The organism is Pseudomonas sp. BF-R-26 (assembly GCF_019947395.1).
Lineage (GTDB): Bacteria > Pseudomonadota > Gammaproteobacteria > Pseudomonadales > Pseudomonadaceae > Aquipseudomonas > Aquipseudomonas farris.
On sequence record NZ_JAGYGK010000003.1, the window covers coordinates 102,931 to 129,526 of the forward strand.

Consider the following 26,596-nt stretch of genomic DNA (forward strand, 5'->3'; position numbering starts at 1 on the left):
CCTTGCCCCATGCCTCCATGTACTGGGGTATATTTCTTTTTGATCTATAAATAACTTTAAATATTGTTTTGACGAATAATGGTTTTGATCAATGATTCATTCAACGGCGGCTAGAGCGCCAAAGCGGCAACAACGATTTCATTAAACCGAAACCTTTGCGCGCTAACGTTTTACTAAAGGCATACCGCGTGACATTACGCGGGACTCTCCACTTGAATTCATCGATTTCCGGGGCCGTCTCCTTGGCAGGGTGCGGCCCCTTTTTTATTCTTGGCAAACACCAACCCCTATGGGAGCGAGCCTGCTCGCGAGGGCGTCGCCACGTCCAGCATGGATGGTGACTGATCTACCGCTATCGCGAGCAGGCTCGCTCCCACAGGTGATCGGTTGTATATTCGATAAAGATATTAATAAATAGCTTCTTATTCCTTAACGAATATAACTCTCCTCCCTATACTCGATCAGGAACAGACACGCAGCAGGAGAGCTCCCCCATGCGCAACGAATCAATTCGCTACCTGATTGTGCCGGGCTGGCAAGGATCGCCAGAAGATCATTGGCAAACCCATTGGCAGAACAGCCTGCCCAACAGTGCGCGGGTGGAGCAGGCCGACTGGCTGACGCCTCGTCGTGAGGACTGGGTCGCGGCACTGGCCGAGGCGATTGCCGCCGACAGCACGCCAGTGATTCTGATCGCCCACAGCCTGGGCTGCATCACCGTCGCTCATTGGGCGGCCACGGCACCGCTGCCATTTTTGCGTCAGGTGCGCGGCGCGTTGCTGGTCGCGCCAGCGGACGTCGAGCGCCCGGCTTGCGCGCCGGCCCTGCGCAACTTCGCACCGATCCCGACTCATTTGTTGCCGTTCCCGAGCCAGGTCGTCAGCTCCGACAACGACAGCGCGGTGAGCGCGCCACGAGCCCTTGAATTGGCGCGCCAATGGGGCGCCGAGGCGGGGATTTTATCGGGCGCCGGGCACATCAACGTGAAGTCCGGTCACCAGCGCTGGGAGCAGGGTTTTGCGTACCTCTATCGTCTACAAAACCGCATGGAACAGCACGCCCTGCGTCGCGCCTGAACCTTTTATTTTTTCTTTTTTTTAGAATCGGCCTCCGCCTCCCGGCGGTTTTGGGCGGGAGTCTGCCATGAGCTTGCATGAAACATTCGGTCAGCCGCTGCTGACCTTTCCCGATGCGGAAAAAAGCCCGCTGAGCATTCGCGCCAAGGCGTTGGTGTTCGTCGATCCGCGTTCCCGGCAGTTGCGCCAAGAGCTGGAACAACTGGCGCCACGTTCGATTTCGGTGCTGATTCGCGGTGAAACCGGCAGCGGTAAGGAACTGCTGGCGCGACATATCCATCGCGCCAGTGACCGTGGTGGATTGTTCGTGTCAGTCAATTGCGGGGCGATCAGCCCGACCTACGCCGATGCTGAATTGTTCGGCTATGCCGCAGGCAGCTACAGCGGTTCGGCCAGCAGTCGCGCTGGCTGGTTTGGTTCGGCCAATGGCGGCACGCTCTATCTGGACGAGATCGGCGACTTGCCGTTGCCAATCCAGATCAAGTTGCTCGCCGCCCTGGAAAACCACGAAGTCACTCGCGTCGGTGCTCAGCAGCCAAGCCCGGTGGACGTACGTCTGGTGGCCGCCACCAGCATCGATCTGGCTCAGGCCGTGGCTGCCGGAAAATTCCATGAACGGCTTTATCACTACCTCGGCGAAGGCCAGCTCGAACTGCCGGCCTTGCGTGAACGGGTGGGCGATATTCTGTCGCTGGCCGAATACTTCCTTGGCATCTACAGCCAACGCCTCGACCTGCCGGTGCCATTGATCAGCGAAGCCGCGCAGCATCTGCTGGAGCAGCACAGTTGGCCGGGCAACACCCGGGAGCTGGAGAACGTCATTCACTTTGCGCTGTTGGTGAGTACCGGCGACGAGATTTTGCCGGAGCATTTGAATCTGCCCGAGGCGGCTGTGTCGCTGGTGACGATCGAGCAGCAACTCCAACAGATTCTTGGCAACGGTTCCGCCGCCGAGAAAGATGCCTTGAAAAAACTGCTCAAAGACACCGGGCTTTTGTAGGAGCTGGCGCAGCCTGCGATCTTTTGATCTTTGGTGGCGTTGAAATCGCCAAAATCAAAAGATCGCAGCCTTCGGCAGCTCCTACATCGGGCGTGGCGGTTGTATGAACAAAATGGAATATGAAAGTGAATAAAAGATATTGTTCGGGAATAAAAAATCCCGGTATTGTCCGCGTCACGCCAGCGATAGCACTTCACTGGCACTCGTACTAAACAAGCCGTCGTCGATGACGACCGTGATTTTCGATAAGGACACTGCATGAAAAAGGTTCTGTTGTTCACCGCATTGGCGGCTGCCCTGACCGCGGGCCTGGCCCAGGCTGGCGAGAAACTGGTGGTTGCGGCGACGCCGGTTCCACATGCCGAGATTCTTGAACTGATCAAGCCAACCCTCGCCAAAGAAGGCGTGGACCTGGAGATCAAAGTCTTCACCGACTACGTTCAGCCGAACGTGCAGGTTGACCAGAAGCGTCTGGACGCCAACTACTTCCAGACCCTGCCGTACCTGAAAAACTTCAACGAAGGCAAAGGCACCAACCTGGTGACCGTGATCGGCGTGCACGTTGAACCATTCGGTGGCTACTCGAAGAAGTACAAAAAACTGGCTGACCTGCCAAACGGCGCAACCATCGCCATCCCGAACGAAGGCAGTAACAGTGGTCGTGCCCTCATCCTGTTGCAGAAGGCCGGCCTGATCGAGTTGAAAGACCCGAAAAACGCCGTGGCCACCCCGAAAGACATTGCCAAGAACCCGCACAACTTCAAGTTCAAGGAACTGGAATCGGCCATGCTGCCGCGTGTTCTGGACCAGGTCGACCTGGACATGATCAACACCAACTACGCGCTGGACGCGGGTCTGAACCCGGCTAAAGACGCGCTGGTGATCGAAGGTGCCGATTCGCCTTACGTGAACTTCCTGGTGGCTCGTCCAGACAACAAGGACAGCGTCGCCATCCAGAAACTGGCCAAGGCGTTGACCAGTCCTGAAGTGAAAGCATTCATCGCCAAGAAGTACAGCGGCGCGGTACTGCCGGCGTTCTGATTGAACGCAATCTCGAACCCCTTCAAGATTTCAACGCCGACGGCTAATACAGCGTCGGCGTTTTTATTGGGGGGGGCACCTGTGGCGAGGGGCTTTTGTGGCGAGGGGGCTTGCCCCCGTTCGGCTGCGTAGCAGTCGCCGATCAGTCCATGAGGTGTGACAGAGGGAATCGGGATGCAGATTATAGGGCTGCTTCGCAGCCCAACGGGGGCAAGCCCCCTCGCCACAACAAGTCCCCAGCCACAGAGGAACCTGCTCACCTCAAGATCGTTCAGGCCACTCTGGCCTTTAGCGCCTTGCGCAACGCCACCAGCAATTTCACGATGTCCTGCGGATCCAGCCGCTGTGGCACGTTTACGTCAGCCATTTTTCTCTTCCTTGTGATGGTTCGGCCGGGAGTCTGGCCAAAAGCTGCACGTCCTTGGAGGGGCATTCTGAAAAAAAGATCCTTCCTACAGCACAAAGAAAAATAGTCGTCCTCCACTGCCGCCGCAAATCCGCAGGATAGTTTTTTGCGTGATATCAATATGCTTTAACGGTATTTAAATTCTTCTTTTTATACCTTTAAAGTCGGTGCCTGCCGGGTGGTTATCCACTGCCCATGGACTGTGCCATCGTCGCTTACCGAGCGGCGTCCAGGGATGTTCAATGACTTTCGATTACGCTTTTATCCTCAGCACCCTGCCGGCGTTTCTCAAAGCCGTGGGCGTGACGCTGCAGGTCGGCTTTATCGCCATCGGCACTTCGTCGCTGGTGGCGCTGATCAACGCGACGATTCTGGTGTTTCGCACCCCCTATCTTCAACGCCTGGTCGGGCTGTACGTGGAACTGGCGCGCAACACGCCACTGCTGATCCAGTTGTTCTTCGTCTACTTCGCCTTGCCGGCCTTGGGCATCAAAGTCTCGGGCTTCGCGGCGGCGATCATCACCATGACTTTCCTTGGCGGCGCCTACCTCACTGAAGTGCTGCGCGCCGGCGTGGATGCGGTGCCCCAGGCGCAACTCGAGTCCGGCCGTTCCATTGGCCTGTCCCACGGGCAATTGCTGCGTTACGTGATCCTGCCGCAAGCCGGCATCCTCAGCCTGCCGTCGCTGTTCGCCAATTTCATTTTCCTGCTCAAGGAAACCACCGTGGTCTCGGCGGTGGCGGTGCCGGAGATTCTCTACACCACCAAGAGCTACATCGCGCTCTATTACAAAACCTACGAAATGCTCGCCGTGCTGACGCTGATTTGCGTGCTGCTGTTTTTGCCGTTGTCGCTGCTGCTCAGTCGTCTGGAAAGGAGGCTCCAGCATGGCCAGTTCGGGTCTTGAGTTGCTCATGGTGTCGTTGCCACAGCTGGGCAAGGGCGCTGCGCAAACCCTGTCGATCTCTTTTCTGAGCATCGCCATCAGCACGGTGGGCGGCGTGCTCTACGGCGTATTGCGCACGCTGAATTCGAAATGGCTGAACGCGATTCTGCGGGTCTATCTGGAGCTGTTCCGGGCGATCCCGGTGCTGGTCTGGCTGTATTTGCTGTTCTTCGGCCTGCCGATTTTTTTCGGCCTGAGCATTCCAAGCTTCTGGTGCGCGGTGCTGGTGTTGTCGCTGTGGGGCGCCAGTGAAGTCGGTGAGGTGGTGCGCGGCGCGTTGCATTCGTTGCCGCGCGGACAACGTGAGGCGGGACTGTCGATCGGTTTGGATGGCCCGCAACTCTACGGCTATGTGCTGCTGCCCCAAGCCTTGAAACGCATGACGCCGCCGACCATCAACGTCTACACGCGCATCATCAAGACCAGCTCCCTGGCGGTGCTGATCGGTGTGGTGGACGTGATCAAGGTCGGCCAGCAGATCATCGAACGCACCTACGAATCAGTGCTGATCTACGGCGTGCTGTTTCTGTTTTTCTTTTTTATCTGCTACCCGCTATCAGCCGCTTCGCGTGTGCTGGAGCGGCGCTGGACGCAAGCATGAGTGCATTGATCGAGTTCAAGGGTTTCAACAAGTTTTTCGGCGAGCAGCAGGTGCTCGACGGCATTGATCTGAAGGTGAAACCGGGCGAAGTGATCGTCATCCTCGGCCCCAGCGGCTGTGGCAAAAGCACCTTGCTGCGTTGCCTCAACGGCCTGGAAGTCGCCCACAGCGGCAGCTTGAATTTTGCCGGGCGCGAGTTGCTGGATAAGGGCACCGACTGGCGCGAAGTGCGTCAGCAGATCGGCATGGTATTTCAAAGCTACCACCTGTTTCCGCACATGAGCGTGCTCGACAACCTGTTGCTTGGCCCGCTCAAAGTGCAGAAACGCGAACGCCGTGAAGCCCGCGCTCAGGCTGAGGCGTTCCTTGAGCGTGTCGGTCTGCTGGACAAGCGCGACGCCTTTCCGCGCCAGCTCTCCGGCGGTCAACAGCAACGCATCGCCATCGTCCGTTCGCTGTGCATGAACCCCAAGGTCATGCTCTTCGACGAAGTCACCGCCGCCCTCGACCCGGAGATGGTCAAGGAAGTGCTCGAAGTGATTCAGGGCCTGGCCCGCGAAGGCATGACGCTGCTGATCGTCACCCACGAAATGGCCTTCGCTCGCGCCGTGGCTGACCGCATCGTGTTCATGGATGCCGGGCGCATCCTTGAGCAACACCCACCCGAGATTTTCTTTACGAACCCGCAAACCGCACGAGCGCAGCAGTTCCTGGAGAAGTTCTCCTACGTCGCCGCACTACCCAAAACGACTCAAACAAAGGAATTGGAACTGCCATGAAAACTGCCAAGTCTTCTCTGCTGCTACTCCCGCTGTTCGGCCTGGCGCTGCTCGCCGGCTGCAACAAACCCGAAGAACCGACGAAGCCAAAAGTCGCAAGCGTCAGCACCGCACCGACCGGTTACCTGGAAAAAATCAAAGCCCGGGACAAGCTGATCGTCGGTGTCTTCACCGATAAACCGCCGTTCGGTTTTGTCGATGAGGCCGGGCGTTACGTGGGGTTCGATACTGACATCGGCCGCCAATTCGCCAAGGATCTGTTGGGTGATGAGAACAAAGTGGAATTCGTTGCAGTGGAGCCGGCGAGCCGGATTCCGTTCCTGCAGAGCGACAAGGTCGACCTGATCCTGGCCAACATGACGGTCACCCCGGAGCGCAAGGACGCGGTGGACTTCACCAACCCGAACCTCAAGGTTGCGGTGCAGGCACTGGTGCCGCAGGCGAGTTCGGTGAAGAACCTTGATGACCTGGCGACCCGCACCACCATCGTGACCACGGGCACCACGGCGGATATCTGGCTGACCAAGAATCATCCGGACTGGAAACTGCTGAAGTTCGAGAAAAACTCCGAGTCCCTGCAGGCCCTGGCCAATGGTCGCGGCGACGCTTATGCGCAGGACAATCTGGTGCTGTTCAGCTGGGCCAAGCAGAACCCGGGTTACCGCGTGCTGGAGGAAAAACTGGGTGCCGAAGCACCGATTGCGCCGGCGGTGAAGAAGGGCAATATCGAACTGCGTGATTGGGTGAATGTGGAGCTGGCGAAGTTGGGCGAGGAGAAGTTTTTGCTCAAGCTGTACGACCAGTATGTGCGTAAAGAATTGAGCGATGACACCAAGCCGGAAAGCGTGATTGTTGAGGGTGGGAAGTGGCAGGGGTGATTCTCTAACCTTTGCGGTGATCTCGCGGCCGTCATCGCGGGCAAGCCCGCTCCCACAGGGTTTGGTGTGGACGCAGATTTTGTGTTCACTGAAGATCATTGTGGGAGGGTGGGAAGTGGCAGAGTTGATTCTCTAACCTTTGCGGTGATCTCGCGGCCGTCATCGCGGGTAAGCCCGCTCCCACAGGGTTTGGTGTGGACGCAGATTTTGTGTTCACTGAAGATCATTGTGGGAGCGGGCTTGCCCGCGATGGCGGTTTATCAGGCTCCCTCTAATCCGGCCAATACCACGCCGGTTCATCCAGCATCCGCTGCCCGACCATCCCGGTCTGGCCGAAATTCTTTTCCAGCACAATGCAATTGCATTCCGGGTCTTGCTGCAACGCGGAGATCAAGCGCCGCGCATGGGACACCACCCACACCTGACACTGCTCGGACGCTCGAATGATCAACCGCGCCAACGCCGGCAACAGGTCCGGATGCAGACTGGTTTCCGGCTCGTTCAACACCATCAACGTCGGCGGGCGAGGGGTCAGCAATGCCGCGACCAGCAGCAGATAACGCAACGTCCCGTCCGACAACTCGGCGGCGGACAACGGCCGCAACAACCCTTCCTGATAAAACTCGATCGCAAACCGTCCGCCCTGCAATGGCGCGATGTTCAGTCGCGCGCCGGGAAAGGCATCGCTGATAGCCACCTGCAAGGCTTCGGGATCACCGATTTCGATGATGGTCTGCAAGGCTGCCGCCAGGTCGCGACCGTCGTGGTGCAGCACCGGCGTGCGGGTGCCCAGTTGCGGTTGGCGCACTGGCGCGTCGGCATCGCTGCGAAAGTGATCGTAGAAACGCCAGCGGCGGATGAACTCGCGTAACTCCAGAACCTCCGGTGAAGAACGCAAACTGCCGACCTGATCGAACAGGCTGTCGAAATTCGGCGTGTGCTGAGCCAGTACATCCCAGCTGCGATTGGCTCGGGCACGGATCATCGGGCCGTCGCGATCCACCAGCAGGCTGGCCGGCCGATAAATCGGCCCGGCCCAGACGCATTCACGCTTGATTTGCGGGTCGAGGTTGAAGCGTGACGGAATAGGTGAACTGTGTTCGGGCAGCATGAAGTGGCCGTTGGAATCGGGCAGCCCGAGGCTGATCGAATAGCTGAAATCCTCACCGGCAAACCCCAGTCGCAGTCGTTTGACGCCGTGTCTCACCGTAGCCTCGACCGGGACTTCACCATTGCGCATTCGTCGGCTGATATTTTCAGGCCCGGCCCAGAACGTCGAATCCAACCCACCCTCGCGGGCCAACGCATTGACCACCCCGCCCTGAGCGGTTTCCGCCAGCAGGCGCAGGGCGCGGTAAAGATTGGACTTGCCGCTGCCGTTGGGGCCGGTGATCAGGTTCAACCGGCCAAGCGGAATCACCAATTTATTGATCGAGCGGTAATTGGCCACCGCGAGGGTTTTGAGCATGGGTAGCTTCCTGCTGCATGGTTCGTCATTCTGCCTTATTGTCAGCAATACGGTGATCCCCTGTAGCAGCTGGCGAAGCCTGCGTTCGGCTGCGCAGCAGTCGTCAATCCGGGCTCCACGGTGTGCCTGATGCATTGCGTGCGCCTATTTTACGACTGCTGCGCAGCCGAACGCAGGCTTCGCCAGCTGCTACAAGGAAAGTGGCGTGACTGCTTTATTTGGAGCCGTCGGATGCACCTGTTGAACCCTGTTCTAAGCTCACAGTCGTATCGTCACTGGCACGTTCGTACAACGCAAAGGAGTTTGCATGGCGGGTCCCGGATTGAAATTAATGGTTGGCCTGAGCCTCATCGCCTTGCTGACCGCCTGTGGCGATAAAAAGCCCGTCGAGAAGGATCGCCCACGAGTCTTCGTGCAAGAGGTCAAACCATCGGATTACGCCGCCGCGGTGACACTCACCGGCGACGTCCAGGCGCGGGTACAAACCGAATTGTCGTTCCGCGTGGGCGGCAAGATCATCCAGCGTATGGTCGATGTCGGTGACCGGGTTTCGGCCAAACAAGTGCTGGCCAAACTCGACCCGAAAGATCTGCAAACCAATGTCGACTCGGCCCAGGCTCAGGTCGTTGCCGAACAGGCCCGGGTCAAACAAACCGCCGCGGCCTTCGTTCGACAACAAAAACTCCTGCCCAAGGGCTACACCAGCCAGAGCGAATACGATTCCGCCCAAGCCGCCTTGCGCAGCAGTCAGAGTGCATTGGCCGCTGCTCAGGCGCAGTTGGCCAACGCCCGTGATCAGCTGAGCTATACCGCGTTGATTGCCGATGCGCCGGGGGTGATTACCGCGCGCCAGGCCGAAGTCGGCCAAGTGGTGCAAGCCACGGTGCCGATTTTCAGCCTGGCCCGGGACGGCGAGCGTGATGCGGTGTTCAACGTTTATGAATCGCTGCTGACCGAGCCGCCGTCGGATAGATCGATTGTGGTCAGCCTGCTCGACAACCCGAAGATCAAAACTACGGGTACTGTTCGGGAAGTCACGCCGGCAGTGTCTGCGCAGACCGGCACGGTGCAAGTCAAAGTCACCTTGGACAGTCTTCCCGAGGGCATGCAACTCGGGTCGGTGGTGAGCGCCACCGCCAAGCCAGTCGGCAAAACCGCAGTGGAGCTGCCCTGGTCGGCCCTGACCAAAAACCTCAGTGACCCGGCTGTGTGGCTGGTGGACGCCGAGGGCAAGGCACAATTGCACACGGTCACCGTCGGCCGTTACCTGACCGGCAAAGTGATTGTCAGCGCCGGCCTCAACGGTGGCGAAAAAGTCGTCATCGCGGGCGGCCAATTATTGCATCCGGGCGTGAAGGTGGAGATCGTCGAAAACACCTATAAGACGCCAACGACAGGAGCCCAGCCATGAAGCGCCTGTTGCTGTTGTCCGCCGCTGCACTGCTGGTCGCCTGCTCCAAAGAGGAAGCGCCGCCAGAACCGGTTCGGCCGGTGCTGTCCGTGGAGGTGAAAGCGCTCAATCAGGAAGACCTCGGCCGGTTTGCCGGCAGCATTCAGGCTCGTTACGAAAGCAATATCGGTTTCCGGGTGCCGGGACGTATCGCCAGCCGTAACGTCGATGTCGGCGCCGAAGTCCAGAAGGGCGCCTTGCTCGCGACCCTCGACCCCACCGATCAGCAGAACCAGTTGCGTTCTACTCAAGGTGATCTGGCGCGTGTTCAGGCGCAGCTCATCAATGCTCAGGCCAACGCCCGGCGTCAGCAGGAACTGTTCAATCGCGGGGTTGGCGCGCAGGCGCAACTGGACATCGCCCAGACCGACCTGAAAACCACTCAGGCGTCCCTAGATCAAGCCAGGGCCGCCGTCGATCAGGCGAAGGACCAACTCAACTACGTCGAGCTGCGCACCGATCACAAAGCCATTGTCACCGCGTGGAACGCCGAAGCCGGGCAAGTGGTGACGGCCGGCCAGCAAGTGGTGACCCTGGCGCAGCCGGACATCAAGGAAGCGGTGATCGACTTGCCCGACACCCTGGTCGATCAATTGCCTGCCGACGTGGTGTTCCAGGTCGCCTCACAACTGGACCCGAGCATCACCAGCACCGCCATCGTGCGTGAAGTCGAACCCCAGGCCCAAAGCGCGACCCGTACCCGTCGCGCCCGCCTGAGCCTGACCGATACGCCGTCGGGCTTTCGCCTCGGCACGGCGATCAGCGTGACCCTCAGCTCCGCGATCAAGCCGCGCCTCGAACTGCCGGTGAGCGCGCTGCAGGAGGTCGACGGCAAACTGCGGATCTGGGTCGTTGATCCGCAGACGCAAACCGTTTCCCCACGGGACGTCAGCCTGATCAGCCGGACCGATGACACGGTGGTCCTGGCCAACGGCGTGAAGTCCGGCGAGCGGGTGGTCAGTGCCGGTGTGAACAGCCTCAAGCCGGGGCAGAAAGTGAAAATTGACGAGGACAGCCCGCAATGAAAGGGAGTTTCAACTTATCCGAATGGGCCCTCAAGCATCAGTCGTTTGTCTGGTATTTGATGTTCGTCGCGCTGCTGATGGGCGTGTTCTCGTACCTGAACCTGGGCCGCGAAGAAGACCCGTCGTTCACCATCAAAACCATGGTAATCCAGACCCGCTGGCCCGGCGCGACCCAGGAAGAAACCCTCAAACAGGTCACTGACCGGATCGAGAAAAAACTCGAAGAGCTCGACTCGCTCGACTACGTGAAAAGCTACACCCGCCCCGGCGAATCGACGGTCTTCGTCAACCTGCTCGACACCACCAGCGCCAAGGACATCCCGCAAATCTGGTACCAGGTGCGTAAGAAGATCAACGACATTCGCGGTGACTTCCCGCAGGGCCTGCAAGGACCGGGCTTCAACGATGAGTTCGGTGACGTGTTCGGTTCGGTGTACGCCTTTACCTCCGACGGCCTGTCGATGCGCCAGTTGCGCGATTACGTGGAACAGGTGCGTGCTGAAATCCGCGAAGTCCCGGGGCTGGGCAAGGTCGAGATGGTCGGCGAGCAGGATGAAGTCCTTTACCTGAACTTCTCCCCCCGCAAACTGGCCGCCCTCGGCATTGATCGGCGCGAGGTGGTGCAGACCCTGCAATCGCAGAATGCCGTGACCCCGGCCGGGGTGATCGAGGCCGGTCCGGAGCGGATTTCGGTGCGGACCTCGGGGCAATTTGCCTCTGAGAAAGACCTGGCCAACGTCAACCTGAAGCTCAACGACCGCTTCTACCGACTGGCCGACATTGCCGACATCAGCCGAGGCTACGTCGATCCGGCGACCCCGGAGTTTCGCTTCAACGGTCAGCCAGCCATCGGCCTGGCGATCGCCATGAAGAAGGGCGGCAACATTCAGGACTTCGGCAAGGCGCTGCACCTGCGCATGGATGAGCTGACGGCGGACCTGCCGGTGGGCGTTGGCGTACACACCGTTTCCGACCAGGCTGTCGTGGTGGAAGAAGCCGTCGGCGGCTTCACCAGTGCGTTGTTCGAAGCGGTGGTAATCGTGCTGATCGTCAGCTTCATCAGTCTCGGTGTACGCGCCGGGCTGGTGGTGGCGTGTTCGATTCCGTTGGTGCTGGCGATGGTCTTCCTCTTCATGGAATACAGCGGCATCACCATGCAGCGGATTTCCCTCGGTGCGCTGATCATCGCCCTCGGTCTGCTGGTGGACGACGCGATGATCACGGTGGAGATGATGGTCACGCGCCTGGAAATGGGAGAAACCAAAGAGCAAGCGGCGACCTTCGCCTACACCTCGACCGCCTTCCCGATGCTCACCGGCACATTAGTCACCGTGGCCGGTTTCGTGCCGATCGGCTTGAACGCCAGCTCCGCCGGTGAGTACACCTTCACGCTGTTTGCTGTGATTGCGGTGGCCATGCTGGTGTCGTGGGTCGTCGCCGTGTTGTTCGCCCCGGTGCTCGGTGTGCACATTTTGAGCGCCAAGGTGAAGCCTCATGACGCAGAGCCGGGGCGCATCGGTCGGGCGTTCAATGGCGGCCTGCTCTGGGCGATGCGCAATCGCTGGTGGGCGATTGGCATCACTGTGGCGCTGTTTGTGCTCTCGGTGTTTTCCATGCAGTTCGTGCAGAGCCAGTTCTTCCCCTCCTCGGACCGCCCGGAAATTCTCGTCGACCTGAACCTGCCGCAAAACGCCTCGATTGCAGAAACCCGCAAGGTGGTGGATAAGCTCGAAGCGACGTTCAAGGACGATCCGGACATCGTGCGTTGGAGCACTTACATCGGCGAGGGGGCGATCCGTTTCTACCTGCCCCTCGACCAGCAATTGCAGAACCCGTACTACGCGCAACTGGTGATCGTCAGCAAAGGCCTGGAGTCACGCACGGCCCTGACGGCCCGTCTGCAAAAGCGCCTGCGCGAAGAGTTCGTCGGTGTCGGCAGTTACGTCCAGGCCCTGGAAATGGGCCCGCCGGTGGGCCGGCCGATTCAGTACCGGGTCAGTGGCAAAGACATCGATCAGGTGCGCAAACACGCTATCGCCCTGGCCACCGAACTGGATAAGAACTCGCACATCGGCGAAATCATTTACGACTGGAACGAGCCGGGCAAAGTACTGCGCATCGACATCGCCCAGGACAAGGCCCGGCAACTTGGGCTGTCATCTGAAGACATAGCGAACCTGATGAACAGCATCGTCGTCGGTTCGCCGGTGACGCAGGTCGATGATGATATCTACCTGATCGACGTGGTCGGCCGTGCTGAAGATGCCGAGCGCGGAAGTCCGGAAACGCTGCAGAACTTGCAGATCGTCACCCCCAGCGGCACTTCGATTCCGCTGCTGGCGTTTGCCACGGTGCGGTATGAGCTTGAGCAGCCGCTGGTGTGGCGTCGCGATCGCAAACCGACCATCACCATCAAGGCCGCGGTGCGCGACGAGATTCAGCCGACCGATCTGGTGAAACAACTGCAACCGGACATCGACAAATTCGCCGCCAGTTTGCCGGTGGGCTACAAAGTCGCCACCGGCGGTACGGTGGAAGAGAGCGGCAAGGCTCAGGGGCCGATTGCCAAGGTCGTGCCGTTGATGCTGTTTTTGATGGCGACCTTCCTGATGATCCAGTTGCACAGCGTGCAGAAGCTGTTCCTGGTGGCCAGCGTCGCGCCGCTCGGGTTGATCGGCGTGGTGCTGGCGCTGATCCCGACCGGCACGCCGATGGGCTTCGTGGCGATCCTCGGGATTCTGGCGTTGATCGGCATCATCATCCGCAACTCGGTGATTCTGGTGACCCAGATCGACTCTTTCGAGAAGAGCGGCTACACGCCATGGGACGCGGTGGTGCAGGCCACGGAACATCGTCGCCGACCGATTTTGTTGACGGCGGCGGCAGCGAGCCTGGGGATGATCCCGATTGCCCGGGAAGTGTTCTGGGGGCCGATGGCCTACGCGATGATTGGCGGGATCATCATCGCGACTTTGCTGACGCTGCTGTTTTTACCGGCGCTGTACGTGGCCTGGTACAAGATTCGCGAACCGAAGAAAGAGGTGCAGTAAGGCGAGCGCTGCGCGCTCATCGCGGGCAAGCCCGCTCCCACAGTGATCGAGTCGTTCAGGCAAACCCGGTCCCTGTGGGAGCGGGCTTGCCCGCGATGGCGTCCTGTCAGACTACACCGGTTTACGCCAAACACTCGCCAACCAAGGCTGTTGCTCCCGCGGCAGCCCCGCCGGCCGGTAGTAATGCTCCAGCTCCACAAACCCCGCCTCAGTCAGCAACTCCTGCCACGCGTGAAGATCGTAATACGCCCCATACCGCGGCCCGTTCCAGCCTTCCTGATTCTCCCCACGCGGATTGGAACTGAACAACACCCCACCCGGCTTCAACGCCTCGCGCAGTTGCTTCAACACCCGAGGCAATTCCTGACTGGGGATGTGGAACAGCACCGCATTGGCAAAAATCCCGTCAAACCGCTCGGCCGGCAGATCGAGTTTCAGAAAGTCTTGCTGCCAGACTTCGCAACCACTGTCCTCCCGCGCCATCTGCGCAAACTTTTCCGAACCGTCGAGGCCGACGGCGGTGTGGCCCAGGCGCGTGAAGGTTTTCAGGTCACGGCCAGGGCCGCAGCCAAAGTCGAGAAGGGTGAACGGCGCCTCACCCTGAATATGCCGCAGCAGGGCATCGATGTTCTGGCTGACATCGTGATCGCGAGTGCCTTCACGGAAGTCTTCGGCCACCGAGTTGTAATGGCCCAGGGTGGTGGAGGTGATCTGCTCCAGGTCGTCGGGAGTCTGTTTCATGGTCGGCTGCGCAGGCAATTGGGATTCGCCGAATATACGCCATGACGCCGGGGGCTGCTTCGCAGCCATTCGCGGGCAAGCCTCGCTCCTACAGGATTTATGTCGTCCCTCCTGCAGGAGCGAGGCTTGCCCGCGAAGGCGATATCACTGACGACCAATGATTAAGGCCTGCTAATACCCCGATTTTCTGTGCGAAATGCTTCCCTGTGGCGAGGGAGCTTGCTTCCGCTGGGCTGCGTAGCAGACCCAAAACCATTCAATGAGGTGTGTCAGATAAACCTCATCAAATGGTTTTGCGATTGCTGCGCAATCGAGCGGGAGCAAGCTCCCTCGCCACAAAAGCTTCCGACATCCACCATGCTCAGCGCTTGTTGAGGCCCCGCGCCAACCGATCCCCACCCAACTGAATCACCGCCACCAACACCACCAGCAACACAATCACCGTCAACATGATCTGGCTATCAAACCGCTGATACCCATACCGATAAGCGATGTCCCCCAACCCACCGGCACCAATCGCTCCGGCCATGGCTGACGAGTTGATCATCGTCACCAACGTAATGGTGAAACCACCAACAATCCCCGGTAACGCTTCAGGCAGCAGCACATGCCAGACGATATGCCAACGCCGGCACCCCATCGCTTGCGCTGCTTCGATCAACCCATGGTCGACCTCGCGCAAACTGACCTCGGCAATGCGTGCAAAGAACGGCGTGGCCGCAATGGTCAACGGCACCACGGCAGCCCACACGCCATACGTGGTGCCGACGATCAGCCGGGTAAACGGAATCAACGCCACCATCAAAATCAGAAACGGAATCGAGCGAAACAGGTTCACGAACGCGCCCAACGCGCGGTTCAGTGCCGGTGCTTCGTAGATCCCGCCCTTGGAACTGGTGACCAGAATCACCGCCAGCGGAATGCCCGCCAGCAGCGCAATCAACGACGACACACCCACCATCAAAAAGGTGTCGATAAAACCCTGAAGCAACCGGTCAAACCACATAACCCAGCACCTCCACCTGTTGCGCCCAGTTGCCGGCGCGCTGACGCAATTCCTCGGCGCCGAGGGACGAACCGGTCACCGCCAGCAGCAATTGCCCGAGCGCATGCCCCTGAATCCGTTCCACACCCCCTTGCAGCAAGCGCACGCGGCCACCGAGGGCGCTGAATAGCGCCGCCAGGTCTGGCTCGTCGCTGGCGCTGCCGGTGAATTGCAAGCGCAGCACCACAGCAGCGTCCGAAGACTGCGGTTGTAGGCGCAAGCGGCTTTGCAGCTCTTCCGGCAGACCATGTTGCAATGGCGCGAGCAAGGTCTTGCTGACCTCATGCTGCGGGTTGCCAAAGACTTCCCAGACCGGCCCTTGTTCGACGATTCGCCCGTGTCCCAGCACCACCACCCGATCACAGATATCGCGGATCACCGCCATCTCGTGGGTAATCAGCACGATGGTCAGGCCCAGGCGCTGATTGATCTCGCGCAACAGGCCGAGGATCGATTGTGTGGTCTCCGGATCGAGGGCCGAAGTCGCCTCATCGCACAATAGAATCTCCGGGTCATGCACCAGCGCTCGGGCGATGCCGACGCGTTGTTTCTGCCCGCCGGAAAGTTGCGCCGGGTAGGCTTTGTGCTTCTCTTGAAGGCCGACCAATTCCAGCAGTTCGCGGACTTTGCACTCGCGCTGCTCCTTGGGCACACCGGCGACTTTCAGCGGCAATTCGACGTTCTGCCAAACCGTTTTGGCCGACATCAAATTGAAGTGCTGGAAGATCATGCCGATCCGCCGCCGCAGCGCCACCAAGTGGTCTTCATCGAACTCGCCGATGTCCACCTGATCGATCAGCACCCGCCCGCTGCTCGGTTGTTCGAGGCGGTTGATGGTGCGGATCAGCGACGACTTGCCGGCACCGCTGCGACCGATGATGCCGAACACTTCGCCGCGCTGGATCGCCAGGTCGATGCCGTGCAAGGCCGCCACCGGACCTTGCTGGCCGTTGTAGGTTTTACCTAGGCCGATGAAGCGCACGTGAGCGCGATTCAGGTCTGGGTGCAGTTCGGTTTGTGTGGCGTTATGTGGCTCTGGAAGTTCCAGTCGCCGTTGGATCGCGGCCGTCATACTCAGCTTTCCCAGCCAGCTTGATAGAGCTTGCCGTGGGCTTTATCCAGCGCTGCACGAACGGCTGGCGAATGCTGGTAGATGTCGACGAATTTGATCAGGCGTGGGTCGGTTTTGCTTTTCGGCTGGATCACGAACTGGATCACGTATTCCTTGTGATCGAGGCCGTCGAACAGCAGGGCGGAACTGGCATCGAAGGTCTTCGACAGACGGATATAGGCCGGGTAACCCTGGACCAGATCAGCATCGTCGTAGGCGCGCACCAGTTGCACGGCTTCGACTTGAAGGATTTTGATTTTTTTCGGATTGGCGATGATGTCTTCTTCGGTGGCTTTGTAGCCGACGCCCGGTTTGAGGGTGATCAGCCCGGCCTTGGCCAGCAGTTGCAGGCCGCGACCGCTGTTGATCGGGTCGTTGGCGATGGCCACGCTGGCGCCTTCGGGTAACTCGGCGAAGCTTTTGTATTTCTTCGAGTAGAGGCCGACGTTGTTGATGATGCCCGGGGCGAACGGCACCAGGTCAAAACCGGCGGCGGCCTTGGCGTTTTCCAGGAACGGGATGTGCTGGAAATAGTTCACGTCGATGTCGCCCGAGGCGAGGCTGACGTTGGGGGCGATCCAGTCGCTGAACTCCACCAGTTCGACTTTCAGGCCTTGTTTGGACGCTTCTTCTACTGCGGCTTCCAGGGGAATGGCGAAGGCGGCGGTGGTGCCGACTTTCAGCGGTGCGTCGGCGGCGAAGGTGATGGAGCTGAAGAGGCCGAGGGCCAGGGCCAGTGCTTTGACTGGGTGGTTGAACAGTTTTTTGGTCATGATGAGTTTTCCAGTCAGTGCATTGAAATTTGGTGTCTGTTCGGACCTCATCGCGGGCAAGCCCGCTCCCACAGTGTTCTCGGGTGTTCACACAATCCCTGTGGGAGCGGGCTTGCCCGCGATGCTTTTAGCGGCGAAAAGCCGATCCGGTGTGTTGCTCGGGCAAATGCGCTTCGCCGTGAAACAGCTTTTCCCGCAGGCTGCCGTTGTCGTAAGCGGTCTTGTACGACCCTCTGCGTTGCAACTCCGGAATCACCAGCTCAATGAAATCCACATAGCTTTCCGGCGTGACAATCCGCGTCAGATTGAAGCCATCCAGACCGGTTTCGGCGATCCACGATTCCAGTTCGTCAGCCACCTGCTGCGGCGAGCCGACCACGGTGATGTAACGGCCACCGAGGGCGTGTTGTTCCAGCAGTTTGCGGCGGGTCCAGTCGTTGTTTTGCAGGTTCTTGGTGGCGGACTGGATGGCGTTGCTCTTCACGTACTGGATCGGTTCGTCGAGTTCGTACTCGGAAAAATCGATCCCGGTCGACGCCGAGAAATGCGCCACACCGGCCTCGGCGCTGGCGTAGCTCAGGTACTCGGCGTGCTTGGCCCAGGCCAGCTCTTCTGTCGCACCGACAATCACGTTCAAACCCATGAACACCTTGATGTCCCAGGGATTGCGCCCGGCTTCGACGGCGCTGGCGCGAACCTTGTCCACCTGAACCCGGGTCGCCGGTTTGTTCTGACCGCTGATGAACACGCACTCGGCATGCCGACCGGCGAACAGCAAACCGCGATCGGAACTGCCGGCCTGGAACAGCACCGGCGTGCGTTGTGGCGACGGTTCGCAGAGGTGATAGCCCTCGACCTGATAGAACTCGCCCTTGTGCTCGACCTTGTGCACCTTCTCGGGTTGGGCGTAGATCCGTTGCTCACGGTCGTTGAGCACCGCGCCGTTCTCCCAGCTGCCTTCCCAGAGTTTATAGAGCACTTGCAGGTATTCATCGGCCTGGTCGTAACGCCGGTCGTGTTCCACCTGTTCACTCAGACCCATGGCCTTGGCGGCGCTGTCGAGGTAGCCGGTGACGATGTTCCAGCCGACCCGTCCACGACTCAGGTGATCGAGGGTCGACATGCGCCGGGCGAACAGATACGGCGGTTCGTAGGTCAGGTTGGCGGTCAGGCCGAAGCCGAGGTTTTTGGTGACCGCAGCCATGGCCGAGACCAGTAGCAGCGGGTCGTTGACCGGCAACTGGATCGACTCTTTGAGCGGCACGTCCACCGAGTTTTGATAGACGTCGTACACACCGACGATGTCGGCGATGAACAGACCGTCGAACAGTCCGCGTTCCAGCAACTGAGCCAGTTCAGTCCAGTATTCGATGGTTTTGTATTGGGTCGACGTGTCTCGTGGATGCGTCCACAGGCCATGGTTGATGTGCCCGATGCAATTCATGTTGAACGCGTTGAGCAGAATTTTCTTTTTGGCATCGGCCATCAGATGGTCCCTCGCAATGGAGGGTTTTCATCGTTGAGGTAGTAATTGCCCACCGCGTGATACTTCCAGCGCACCGGATCGTGCAGGGTGTGCACCCGGGCGTTGCGCCAGTGGCGATCCAGGCCGTGCTCGATCAGGGTCGCCTGGCTGCCGGCCAGTTCGAACAATGTACTGCCGGCGGCGAGAGAAATTTCGGTGCTGATGGCCCGGGCTTCGGCGACGGCAATCGACGCGGCGGCGACGGTCTCGGCAGTGGTGTCGGCCTGGGCCTGGTCGAGGATTTCTCCAGAGCGTTCCAGCAGGGCTTCGGTGGCGTGCAGGCGAATGCTCAAGTGGCCGAAACTCTTGATCGTCAGCGGGTCTTCGGTGGCTTTGTCGTTGCCGGAATCAATCCACGGCCGAGTCTTGGTGCGCACAAAATGCAGGGCATCTTCATACGCGGCGCGGGCAATGCCGGTGTCGATAGCGGCGTGGAGAATCTGCGCCAATGGGCCGACGGTGGTCGGGCGTTCGAAAGCGCTTTGAAACGGAATCACGTCTTCGGCGGCGACGTAGACGTCCTCGAACACCACCGAACCGCTGCCAGTGGTGCGCTGGCCGAAGCCGCTCCAGTCGTCGATCACCGTCAGGCCTTTGCTGTTGCGCGGGACGAAAGCCAATTGCTGCACACCATTTTCGTCCACCACTGACGTGGGGATACGCTGGGCGTAAATGGCGCCGGTGGCGTAGAACTTGCGGCCGTTGATGCGGTAGCCGTTGCCATCGCGAGTCAGGCTGGTGACGCGATCATGGGCGGTTTTTGTGCCCAGTTCCGCGAGTGCGTTGCCGAAGCGCTGGCCGGCCAACACCTCGGCGTAGAGACGTTTTTTCTGCTCATCAGTGCCGTTCACGCGTAGCACTTCAAGGGCATAGAAATGGTTCTGGGGAATTTGTCCGAGAGAGCCATCGGCCTGGGCGATCAACGCGATGACCTTGGCCAGGGTGACGTTGGAAACCCCAGCGCCGCCGTATTCTTTTGGCACGCTGATGCCCCAAAGACCCGAACGGGAAAACACTTCCAGTTCCGGGAGCGGCAAACGACGCTCGCGGTCGCGCAGCGCGCTGTCGCGTTTGAAATCGTCGGCCAGGTCACTGGCGACAATCAGGGCTTGCTCATCGCTGGTGATGACCGCGACGTGGTGAGAAAGAGTCATGTGTTTCTCCAGAGATCTGGTCAAAAAGGTTCTGGTCGTCAGATCCAGGAATGCCGCGCAGGCAAGGTTCCATTGAGGTGGTAAGCGCCGACGGCGTGATACTTCCAGCGCACCGGGTCGTGCAGCGTGTGCACTCGGGCGTTGCGCCAGTGGCGGTCGAGGTTGAATTCGGCGAGGGTCGCGCGGCTGCCGGCCAGTTCGAAGAGTTTTTCGCTGGCCAGCAGCGAGATCTCGGTGGTCAGCACTTTGGCTTCCGCCACGGCAATCGAGGCGCGCGCAGCGGACTCGGCGGTGAGCGGCGCGGCGTTGACCTGATCGAGCACTTGCCCGGCCTTGCGCAGCAGCGCTTCGGCGGCGTGCAGTTCGATTTTCAGCTTGCCGATGTCGGCGATCACATAGAGGTCGTCGCTGGCCCGTTCGACCTTGGCGTCGATCCATGGCCGTGCTCGTTTTTGCACGAACTCGATGGCGTCATCGATGGCGCCCCGGGCAATGCCGGCGTCGATGGCTGCTTGAATCAACTGCGACACCGCGCCTTGGGTATTCGGGCTGTCGTTGATCTTCCAGTTATCCACCACCAACTCGGCGTCGACCCGCACGTTGTTGAGCAAAATGGTGCCGCTGGCGGTGGTGCGCTGGCCGAAGCCCGACCAGTCATCGACGATGCGCAGCCCCGGTGTGCCGCGACGAACAAAGGCCAGCACTTGCTTGCCATCGTCGTTCAGTGCCTTGACGGCCACCCAGTGGGCGAACAGGGCGCCGGTGGAATAGAACTTCTGCCCGTTGATGACGAAGCCATCGCCGTCGGTGGTGATCCGTGCCTTGAGTTCCAGGGTGTTTTTGGTCCCGCGCTCTGGTCCCGCGTTACCAATTCGCCAGCCTTCGAGCACGCTTTTGAACAGCTGTTTTTTCTGCGACTCGGTGGCACTGCCGAGTATCAGGTTGAGAATCCCGAACTGGTTCTGCGGGATCTGCCCCAAAGCCGGGTCGGCCGCGGAAATGATCGCGAACACCGAGGCTAGGGTGACGAATGAAACTTGCGGACCACCGTACTCACGCGGGATAGCAATGCTGCCCAGGCCGCTGCGGGTGAACTGTTCGATTTCCGACCACGGCAGCTTGCGCTGCTGGTCACGTTTGGCTGCTTGCAGGCGGGCGACTTGCGCCAGCTCATGGGCAGCCTTGATGGCTTGTGCGTCGTTGCGCAAGACCTGCGCGGGCAACAACAATGGGGCGATGTCCAGGTCACTCTGGACGATTGCATCTGCCAGACTGGACATCAGTGCCGCTCCTTGGCTGCACGCAATGCCCTGGCGATTTGCACTGGGGTGATTGTGTTCCGGACCATACCTACCTCACATCATGAAAGCGCCGCAAGCATTGCGGCGAACGAAAAACACGAATGTCCGGTGGTCCGGTATATATACCCTAAACGTGTATAAATAATTAATGAACTAACTTTTAGGAATATGCATAGAAGGTCATCGTCCTTTAAATCGCCAAGATCGCAGCCTTCGGCAGCTCCTACAGGGTGTACGCCAATCCAGGTAGGAGCTGCCGAAGGCTGCGATCTTTAGAGGTTTTACAGACGCCTCACCGTTTGCGGGGCTCAGCGGCTTTGAGCGCTTCTTTCGGCGGCACCTTCAGGTAGGGATTGGCGCAGCCGATTTTCAGTGTGCGAGCCGGTGCCCAGCGCGAGTTGTTACCCACGCGGTCGAGGATGCAGTAAGTCACTTCCAGTCGAAGGTCTTCGCCGGCTTCGAGAATGATCGCGGGGGGTACCCAGACCTGAATCGGCTGACCCACATCGCAAGCCTTGAGCTTGGGCAAGTCCATGCGCACATCGCCCCAGCGCAGGGTGATTTCGTCGTCGGCGGCCATGTTCAGGTACGGTTCGATGGTCAACGGGACACCGCGTTTGACCTGGTTCGGATTGACCCCCTGACGGCGAATGGTCTCAGGGATGAATACGGGCGCCAGGCTCTGGTTTTCCTCATCGCAAAGAAGCAGGCCGCCCGGGCAATCAAGTTTGATCTGGACGCGCGCCGCCGGTGATACCGCAGCCCCTTGCCCGACCTGCATGACCTTGTAATGGACGCGGGCAGAACCATTGGCAATGAAGCTTTCCGGCACCCGCAGGCTCACGGATTTGCCGCCATGATCGGGGCCCAAGACACTGGAGGCCACGTAGCAGTTGTTCCAGAACAACTCGATCAGATCGCCTTCATCCATACCGGAGTAGGGCGCCACGTCGATCATAAGATGAGCGGCCGAGGTGATGTTGATACCGGCCTTGTGGCTTTGCGCCAGGGTCGGGGCTGCAAGTTCAGGTTTGTTTGAAGTGCTTGTCATGGGTTTCTCTCCTTGAAGCTTTGCCGCGAAGTCCATTTCTGAAAGATCGAAAGGCGTGAATTACCAAGCAACAAAACGATTCACTATTTGTGCGCTTAAACAATAATTGAGTGGGGTGGCTGTTGCCTGTTGGGGACTAGATAAGAGTGCGCTTGAATAGGTGTCAATAGCGTTGGTTGGTTAAAGGTTAGTTCTTGCGTGATTCAGAAAGCTCCTACGCGGTGTGGTTAATAAACCGCATCGCTCTGTCGAATATAGTCCGGTATTTGGTGGGTTTTATGCCTCCGAGGCAGCAACCCTTTGAGTGTGGACAGCGAGGTGTTTTATAGATTTTAGTCGATATGAATCTGTTGCAGGACATATATATGTACCGCATAGGACGGCGGGAAGTTATTTATGATGAGGGCGAATCAAGTGAAAAGCTGCTATAGGCTTTATAAGGAGGAGTTAAGGTCACTTCCATCCATGGAAGTTGACAGTTTTCGAGTGGGGCAGCACTAAGCGTTATTAAGAAACTTGCTGAGAAACTGCTTCGTCCGTTCCTCTTTCGGATTGGCAAACAGTGCCTTGGCTTCGCCTTGTTCGACGATCACACCCTTGTCGAAAAACACCACGCGGTTGGCTACGTCCCGGGCAAAGCCCATTTCGTGGGTAACGATCACCATGGTGCGTTTCTCCTCGGCCAGGCCGCGGATGGTCGCCAACACTTCACCCACCAGTTCCGGGTCCAGCGCCGAGGTTGGTTCATCGAACAGGATCACTTCCGGTTCCATCGCCAACGCTCGGGCAATCGCCACACGCTGTTGCTGACCGCCGGAGAGGCGTCGCGGGTAAGCGTCTTCCTTGCCCGCCAGGCCGACCTTGGCCAATAGCTTTTTACCCAGGGCAACGGCTTCGGCACGCGGGATCTTTTTCACCACCAACGGGCCTTCGATCACGTTTTCCAGGGCCGTGCGATGGGGAAACAGGTTGAAGTTCTGGAACACAAAACCCACGTGCTGGCGCAAGCGCCGTACCAGGCTCTGCTGCTGGTTCAGGGGACGGCTGCCATCGATCTCGATGTCGCCGACCTTGATCCGGCCGCTGCTAGGTTCCTCGAGAAAATTCAGGCAACGCAGGAAGGTGGTCTTGCCCGAGCCGCTGGGGCCGATGATCGCCACCACCTCGCCTTCCTTCACCTGCAGATCGATGCCGTTGAGCACCACCTGACCCTTGAACTGCTTTGTCAGTTTTTCCACGACAATCATTGGGTCAGGACTCCTGGTCGTGCCGATTGACCCGCGCTTCCAACTGGTTCTGCAGGTGCGACAGTACAGTCGCCAGAACCCAGTAGATCAGCGCAGCGGCAAGATACATGGTGAAAATTTCGAAGGTGCGAGCGGTAATCAGCTGTGCCTGACGGAACAGCTCCGGCACCTGAATGGTGGCCGCCAGCGCGGTGTCCTTGACCAGCGAGATAAAGCTGTTGCCCAAAGGTGGCAGAGCCGTGCGCGCCGCTTGTGGCAGGATGGCCCGGCGCAGGGTTTGCGCGCGGGTCATGCCGATACTGGCGGCGGCTTCCCATTGGCCGCGCTCGATGGAGCTGATGGCGGCACGCAGGATTTCGCAGGCGTAGGCTGCCATGTTCAGCGAGAAGCCGATCAGGGCCGCCGGCAGCGGATCAAGTTCGATACCCAATTGCGGCAAGCCGTAATAGATCACGAACAGTTGCACCAGCAACGGCGTGCCGCGAAAGAACGACACGTAGATGCGGGCGATCCAGCTCACCAGTTTGAAGCGCGACAGCCGCATCAACGCCAGGCCGAAGCCCATCAGCAGGCCGAAGAACATTCCGCCCAGGCTCAGGATGACCGTGTAGTACGCGCCCTTGAGCAGAAAGGGCGCGGAGTCCAGCGCAAGTTGGAAAGCTTCTCCCATTATTGAGTGACGTCAGCGCTGAAGTATTTTTCCGACAGCTTTTTCAGCGTACCGTCGGCACGCAGCTTGTCGATGGCTTTGTTCACTGCGGCCAGCAGCTCAGGCTCGCCTTTGCGCAGGGCAATACCGGCTTCCTGGCGGGAGAACGCTTCGCCGGCGGCGGCAGTGTCCTTGGCCTTCCTGGCATATTCCAGCGCGGCCAGGCGGTCGATCAGGATGGCATCGATGCGGCCGACGCGCAGATCCTGGAACTTGGTCGGATCATCTTCGTAGGTGCGGATGTCAGCCTTAGGCACATTCTCTTTCACCCACTGCTCGTAGTTGGTGCCCAGACCTACGCCGACTTTTTTGCCGGCCAGATCGGCGGCGGTCTTGATGGTGTCTTTGTTTTTGGTCAGGGTCAGCGCCTGAATCCCGGAAACGGTGTAAGGCGTGGAGAAGTCGTACTTCTTCTTGCGCTCTTCGGTGATGGTCACCTGGTTGATCACCGCGTCCAGACGCTTGGATTCCAGGGCTGCGAGGATGCCTTCCCATTTGGTCGGCTGCAGTTTGACCTTCACGCCCAGCTCTTTGGCCAAGGCTTCGGAGAACTCGACTTCGAAGCCGCTCAGTTTGCCGGCCTCGTCGACGAAGCTGAACGGTGGATAAGTGCCTTCCAGACCGACGTTGATTACGCCTGCGTCCTTGATTTTTTGCAGCTGCTCACCGGCCACTGCCTGCCCGAGCAGGCCGGCGCTCAGCGCCAGGCCCAGCGAACCCACCAGCAGATTTCGACGTAATGCGGAAAAATTCATGACAAGCCCCTGTGTTTTCTTATGGAAGACGCTTAAGGAAAGTTGGCAAATTCGGGATTTGAACGACTGCGATATCCTGCCCTAAAGCAGCTTATGCGTCTTGCTGCAAATTCGCCTGCGGCGCGACTATATGATGTTGTATTTAGATAGGAAAATACTAAATATTCAGTTTGTTATTCATTAAATGAATATTGGTGTGATGCTTCCTGTGGCGAGGGGGCTTGCCCCCGTTCGGCTGCGAAGCAGTCGCAAAGCCAGCCAACGCGATCAATCTGAAAGAACCTGATCACAGGTTTTGGGGCCACTTCGTGGCCCAACGGGGCGATGCGGCGTTCCGACAAGCCCCCTCGCCACAGAGGAACTTAAAACACCGAGGTATAGGCAAACAACGCCGGCGCCCCACCGGTGTGCAGGAAGATGATCGGGCCGTCATTGAAGCGCTGGCGCCCGATGCCGTCGAGCAAACCGGCCATGGCCTTGCCGGTGTACACCGGATCCAGCAACAACCCTTCCTGACTCGCCAGCAGCTTCAGCGCCGACAATGTCCCGGCATTCGGTTCGCCATAACGCGGGCCGAAATATTCGTCCCACAGTTCGATTTTGAAATTCGCCGGCAGGCTCACGCCCAGCAGTTCGGCCGTGCGCTCGGCGAGGCCCTGGACTTTCGGTCGTTGTGCTTCATCGCTACGGGAAACAGTCACGCCGATCACTGGCAAATCCGGTAGTACTTCGCTCAATGCCAGCGCCAGACCGCTGTGGGTGCCGGCACTGCCGGATGCCAAGACCACCGCGGCGAAATTCAGCCCGGTGTCCTTGATCTGTTCAGCCAGTTCCAGGCCTGCACGGACATAACCCAAAGCGCCCAATGCATTCGAGCCACCAATCGGCACCAGATACGGCTTTTTACCGTTGCTGCGCAGACGCCCGGCCAGCGCTTCCAATTGCTCGTCGGCGTTGTCGAGGTTTTCCACCAGCTCGACCTTGGCATCGAACAGGTCCAGCAACAGCCGATTGCCGTTGCCGACATAGTTGCTGTCGTCGGTGCCGAGCGGATTTTCCAGCAGCGCTACGCAGCCCAGGCCAAGCTTGGCCGCAATGGCAGCGGTCTGGCGCACGTGGTTGGACTGGATCGCGCCGGCAGTGATCAACGTATCAGCGCCTTGGGCCAAGGCATCGGCGGCCAGGTATTCGAGTTTGCGCAGCTTGTTGCCGCCCAGTGCCAATGGCGTCAGGTCATCGCGTTTGACGTACACATCGCGGCCCAGCCAGGTCGACAGGCGTTCGAGTTTTTCCAGGGGAGTAGGATGACCGAGCAGGTCGAGGCGGTTAAAGCGGGCAAGCTGTTGTTTGATCATGGGTCCGTACTGGCGGAGGAAGATGTCAGGACTATAGGCACGGGTATTTAGTGGGGCAACTGCCAATCGCTTATAGCCAAAAGTATTGAGCACAGCACTATTGGTTCT

23 protein-coding genes are annotated in these 26,596 nt (G+C 59.2%); 10 read left to right on the plus strand and 13 right to left on the minus strand.

Going from position 1 to position 26,596, the window contains the following annotated elements; all coding sequences use genetic code 11:
* Positions 1 to 494 precede the first annotated feature (494 nt).
* The 7 genes from KGB18_RS04665 to KGB18_RS04695 all read left to right on the plus strand — a co-directional run bounded on the left by KGB18_RS04665 (position 495) and on the right by KGB18_RS04695 (position 6,728).
* Positions 495 to 1,076, plus strand: a complete 582-nt coding sequence (locus tag KGB18_RS04665; protein WP_030131588.1) for an alpha/beta hydrolase — start codon at positions 495 to 497, stop codon at positions 1,074 to 1,076.
* 67 nt (positions 1,077 to 1,143) lie between these two features.
* The gene (locus KGB18_RS04670; protein ID WP_123719072.1) at positions 1,144 to 2,076 is read left to right on the plus strand and encodes a sigma 54-interacting transcriptional regulator; all 933 of its coding nucleotides are present in this window, start codon (positions 1,144 to 1,146) and stop codon (positions 2,074 to 2,076) included.
* 258 nt (positions 2,077 to 2,334) lie between these two features.
* Complete coding sequence (locus KGB18_RS04675; protein ID WP_123719073.1) at positions 2,335 to 3,117, plus strand: MetQ/NlpA family ABC transporter substrate-binding protein; 783 nt, start codon at positions 2,335 to 2,337, stop codon at positions 3,115 to 3,117.
* A 648-nt stretch (positions 3,118 to 3,765) separates the two neighbouring features.
* Positions 3,766 to 4,431 (plus strand): amino acid ABC transporter permease, encoded by a 666-nt coding sequence (locus tag KGB18_RS04680; protein WP_201061610.1) that lies wholly within the window; start codon positions 3,766 to 3,768, stop codon positions 4,429 to 4,431.
* The gene (locus KGB18_RS04685) at positions 4,412 to 5,071 is read left to right on the plus strand and encodes an amino acid ABC transporter permease (RefSeq protein WP_223569466.1); all 660 of its coding nucleotides are present in this window, start codon (positions 4,412 to 4,414) and stop codon (positions 5,069 to 5,071) included. Before KGB18_RS04680 ends, KGB18_RS04685 begins: the two co-directional genes overlap by 20 nt.
* A complete protein-coding gene (locus KGB18_RS04690; RefSeq protein ID WP_223569467.1) occupies positions 5,068 to 5,850 on the plus strand; it encodes an amino acid ABC transporter ATP-binding protein in 783 nt (260 codons plus the stop codon). Before KGB18_RS04685 ends, KGB18_RS04690 begins: the two co-directional genes overlap by 4 nt.
* Positions 5,847 to 6,728, plus strand: a complete 882-nt coding sequence (locus KGB18_RS04695; RefSeq protein WP_123719077.1) for a transporter substrate-binding domain-containing protein — start codon at positions 5,847 to 5,849, stop codon at positions 6,726 to 6,728. Before KGB18_RS04690 ends, KGB18_RS04695 begins: the two co-directional genes overlap by 4 nt.
* A 271-nt stretch (positions 6,729 to 6,999) precedes the next feature.
* Here KGB18_RS04695 and KGB18_RS04700 read toward each other — a convergent pair whose 3' ends face one another.
* On the minus strand, positions 7,000 to 8,196 hold the full coding sequence (locus tag KGB18_RS04700) for an AAA family ATPase (protein ID WP_123721725.1): 1,197 nt from the start codon (positions 8,194 to 8,196) through the stop codon (positions 7,000 to 7,002).
* Positions 8,197 to 8,503: 307 nt separating this feature from the next.
* Here KGB18_RS04700 and KGB18_RS04705 point away from each other — a divergent pair, with 307 nt between their 5' ends.
* The 3 genes from KGB18_RS04705 to KGB18_RS04715 are packed head-to-tail and all read left to right on the plus strand — an operon-like array spanning position 8,504 to position 13,721.
* Positions 8,504 to 9,607 carry an efflux RND transporter periplasmic adaptor subunit gene (locus KGB18_RS04705; RefSeq protein ID WP_223569468.1) on the plus strand — a complete coding sequence of 368 codons (1,104 nt, stop codon included), beginning with the start codon at positions 8,504 to 8,506 and terminating at the stop codon, positions 9,605 to 9,607.
* On the plus strand, positions 9,604 to 10,671 hold the full coding sequence (locus KGB18_RS04710; protein ID WP_223569469.1) for an efflux RND transporter periplasmic adaptor subunit: 1,068 nt from the start codon (positions 9,604 to 9,606) through the stop codon (positions 10,669 to 10,671). The genes KGB18_RS04705 and KGB18_RS04710 overlap by 4 nt, the downstream gene beginning before the upstream one ends.
* Positions 10,668 to 13,721, plus strand: a complete 3,054-nt coding sequence (locus KGB18_RS04715; protein ID WP_223569470.1) for an efflux RND transporter permease subunit — start codon at positions 10,668 to 10,670, stop codon at positions 13,719 to 13,721. The genes KGB18_RS04710 and KGB18_RS04715 overlap by 4 nt, the downstream gene beginning before the upstream one ends.
* 111 nt (positions 13,722 to 13,832) lie before the next feature.
* Here KGB18_RS04715 and KGB18_RS04720 read toward each other — a convergent pair whose 3' ends face one another.
* The 12 genes from KGB18_RS04720 to KGB18_RS04775 form a co-directional block, all read right to left on the minus strand.
* Positions 13,833 to 14,462 carry a class I SAM-dependent methyltransferase gene (locus KGB18_RS04720; RefSeq protein WP_223569471.1) on the minus strand — a complete coding sequence of 210 codons (630 nt, stop codon included), beginning with the start codon at positions 14,460 to 14,462 and terminating at the stop codon, positions 13,833 to 13,835.
* A gap of 361 nt (positions 14,463 to 14,823) precedes the next feature.
* Positions 14,824 to 15,468: a methionine ABC transporter permease gene (locus tag KGB18_RS04725; RefSeq protein ID WP_030128490.1), complete on the minus strand. Its 645-nt coding sequence runs from the start codon at positions 15,466 to 15,468 to the stop codon at positions 14,824 to 14,826.
* Positions 15,458 to 16,579: a methionine ABC transporter ATP-binding protein gene (locus KGB18_RS04730; protein ID WP_223569472.1), complete on the minus strand. Its 1,122-nt coding sequence runs from the start codon at positions 16,577 to 16,579 to the stop codon at positions 15,458 to 15,460. Before KGB18_RS04730 ends, KGB18_RS04725 begins: the two co-directional genes overlap by 11 nt.
* A 2-nt stretch (positions 16,580 to 16,581) precedes the next feature.
* Entirely contained in the window at positions 16,582 to 17,391 is an 810-nt protein-coding gene (locus KGB18_RS04735; RefSeq protein ID WP_123357262.1) for a MetQ/NlpA family ABC transporter substrate-binding protein, read from the minus strand.
* Between the two features lie 127 nt (positions 17,392 to 17,518).
* Positions 17,519 to 18,877 (minus strand): LLM class flavin-dependent oxidoreductase, encoded by a 1,359-nt coding sequence (locus KGB18_RS04740; protein WP_223569473.1) that lies wholly within the window; start codon positions 18,875 to 18,877, stop codon positions 17,519 to 17,521.
* Positions 18,877 to 20,070, minus strand: a complete 1,194-nt coding sequence (locus tag KGB18_RS04745; RefSeq protein WP_223569474.1) for an SfnB family sulfur acquisition oxidoreductase — start codon at positions 20,068 to 20,070, stop codon at positions 18,877 to 18,879. Before KGB18_RS04745 ends, KGB18_RS04740 begins: the two co-directional genes overlap by 1 nt.
* A 38-nt stretch (positions 20,071 to 20,108) precedes the next feature.
* Positions 20,109 to 21,350, minus strand: coding sequence for an SfnB family sulfur acquisition oxidoreductase (locus KGB18_RS04750; RefSeq protein WP_223569475.1), 1,242 nt, complete (start codon positions 21,348 to 21,350; stop codon positions 20,109 to 20,111).
* A 313-nt stretch (positions 21,351 to 21,663) separates the two neighbouring features.
* Entirely contained in the window at positions 21,664 to 22,422 is a 759-nt protein-coding gene (locus tag KGB18_RS04755) for a hypothetical protein (RefSeq protein WP_123721717.1), read from the minus strand.
* A gap of 497 nt (positions 22,423 to 22,919) precedes the next feature.
* On the minus strand, positions 22,920 to 23,669 hold the full coding sequence (gene tcyN / locus KGB18_RS04760; protein WP_008068688.1) for an L-cystine ABC transporter ATP-binding protein TcyN: 750 nt from the start codon (positions 23,667 to 23,669) through the stop codon (positions 22,920 to 22,922).
* 4 nt (positions 23,670 to 23,673) lie between these two features.
* Entirely contained in the window at positions 23,674 to 24,339 is a 666-nt protein-coding gene (gene tcyL, locus KGB18_RS04765; RefSeq protein WP_007903115.1) for a cystine ABC transporter permease, read from the minus strand.
* Entirely contained in the window at positions 24,339 to 25,133 is a 795-nt protein-coding gene (tcyJ, locus tag KGB18_RS04770; protein ID WP_007903114.1) for a cystine ABC transporter substrate-binding protein, read from the minus strand. The genes tcyL and tcyJ overlap by 1 nt, the downstream gene beginning before the upstream one ends.
* Positions 25,134 to 25,495: 362 nt before the next feature.
* Positions 25,496 to 26,488 (minus strand): D-cysteine desulfhydrase, encoded by a 993-nt coding sequence (locus KGB18_RS04775; protein WP_201061580.1) that lies wholly within the window; start codon positions 26,486 to 26,488, stop codon positions 25,496 to 25,498.
* Positions 26,489 to 26,596: the final 108 nt, after the last annotated feature.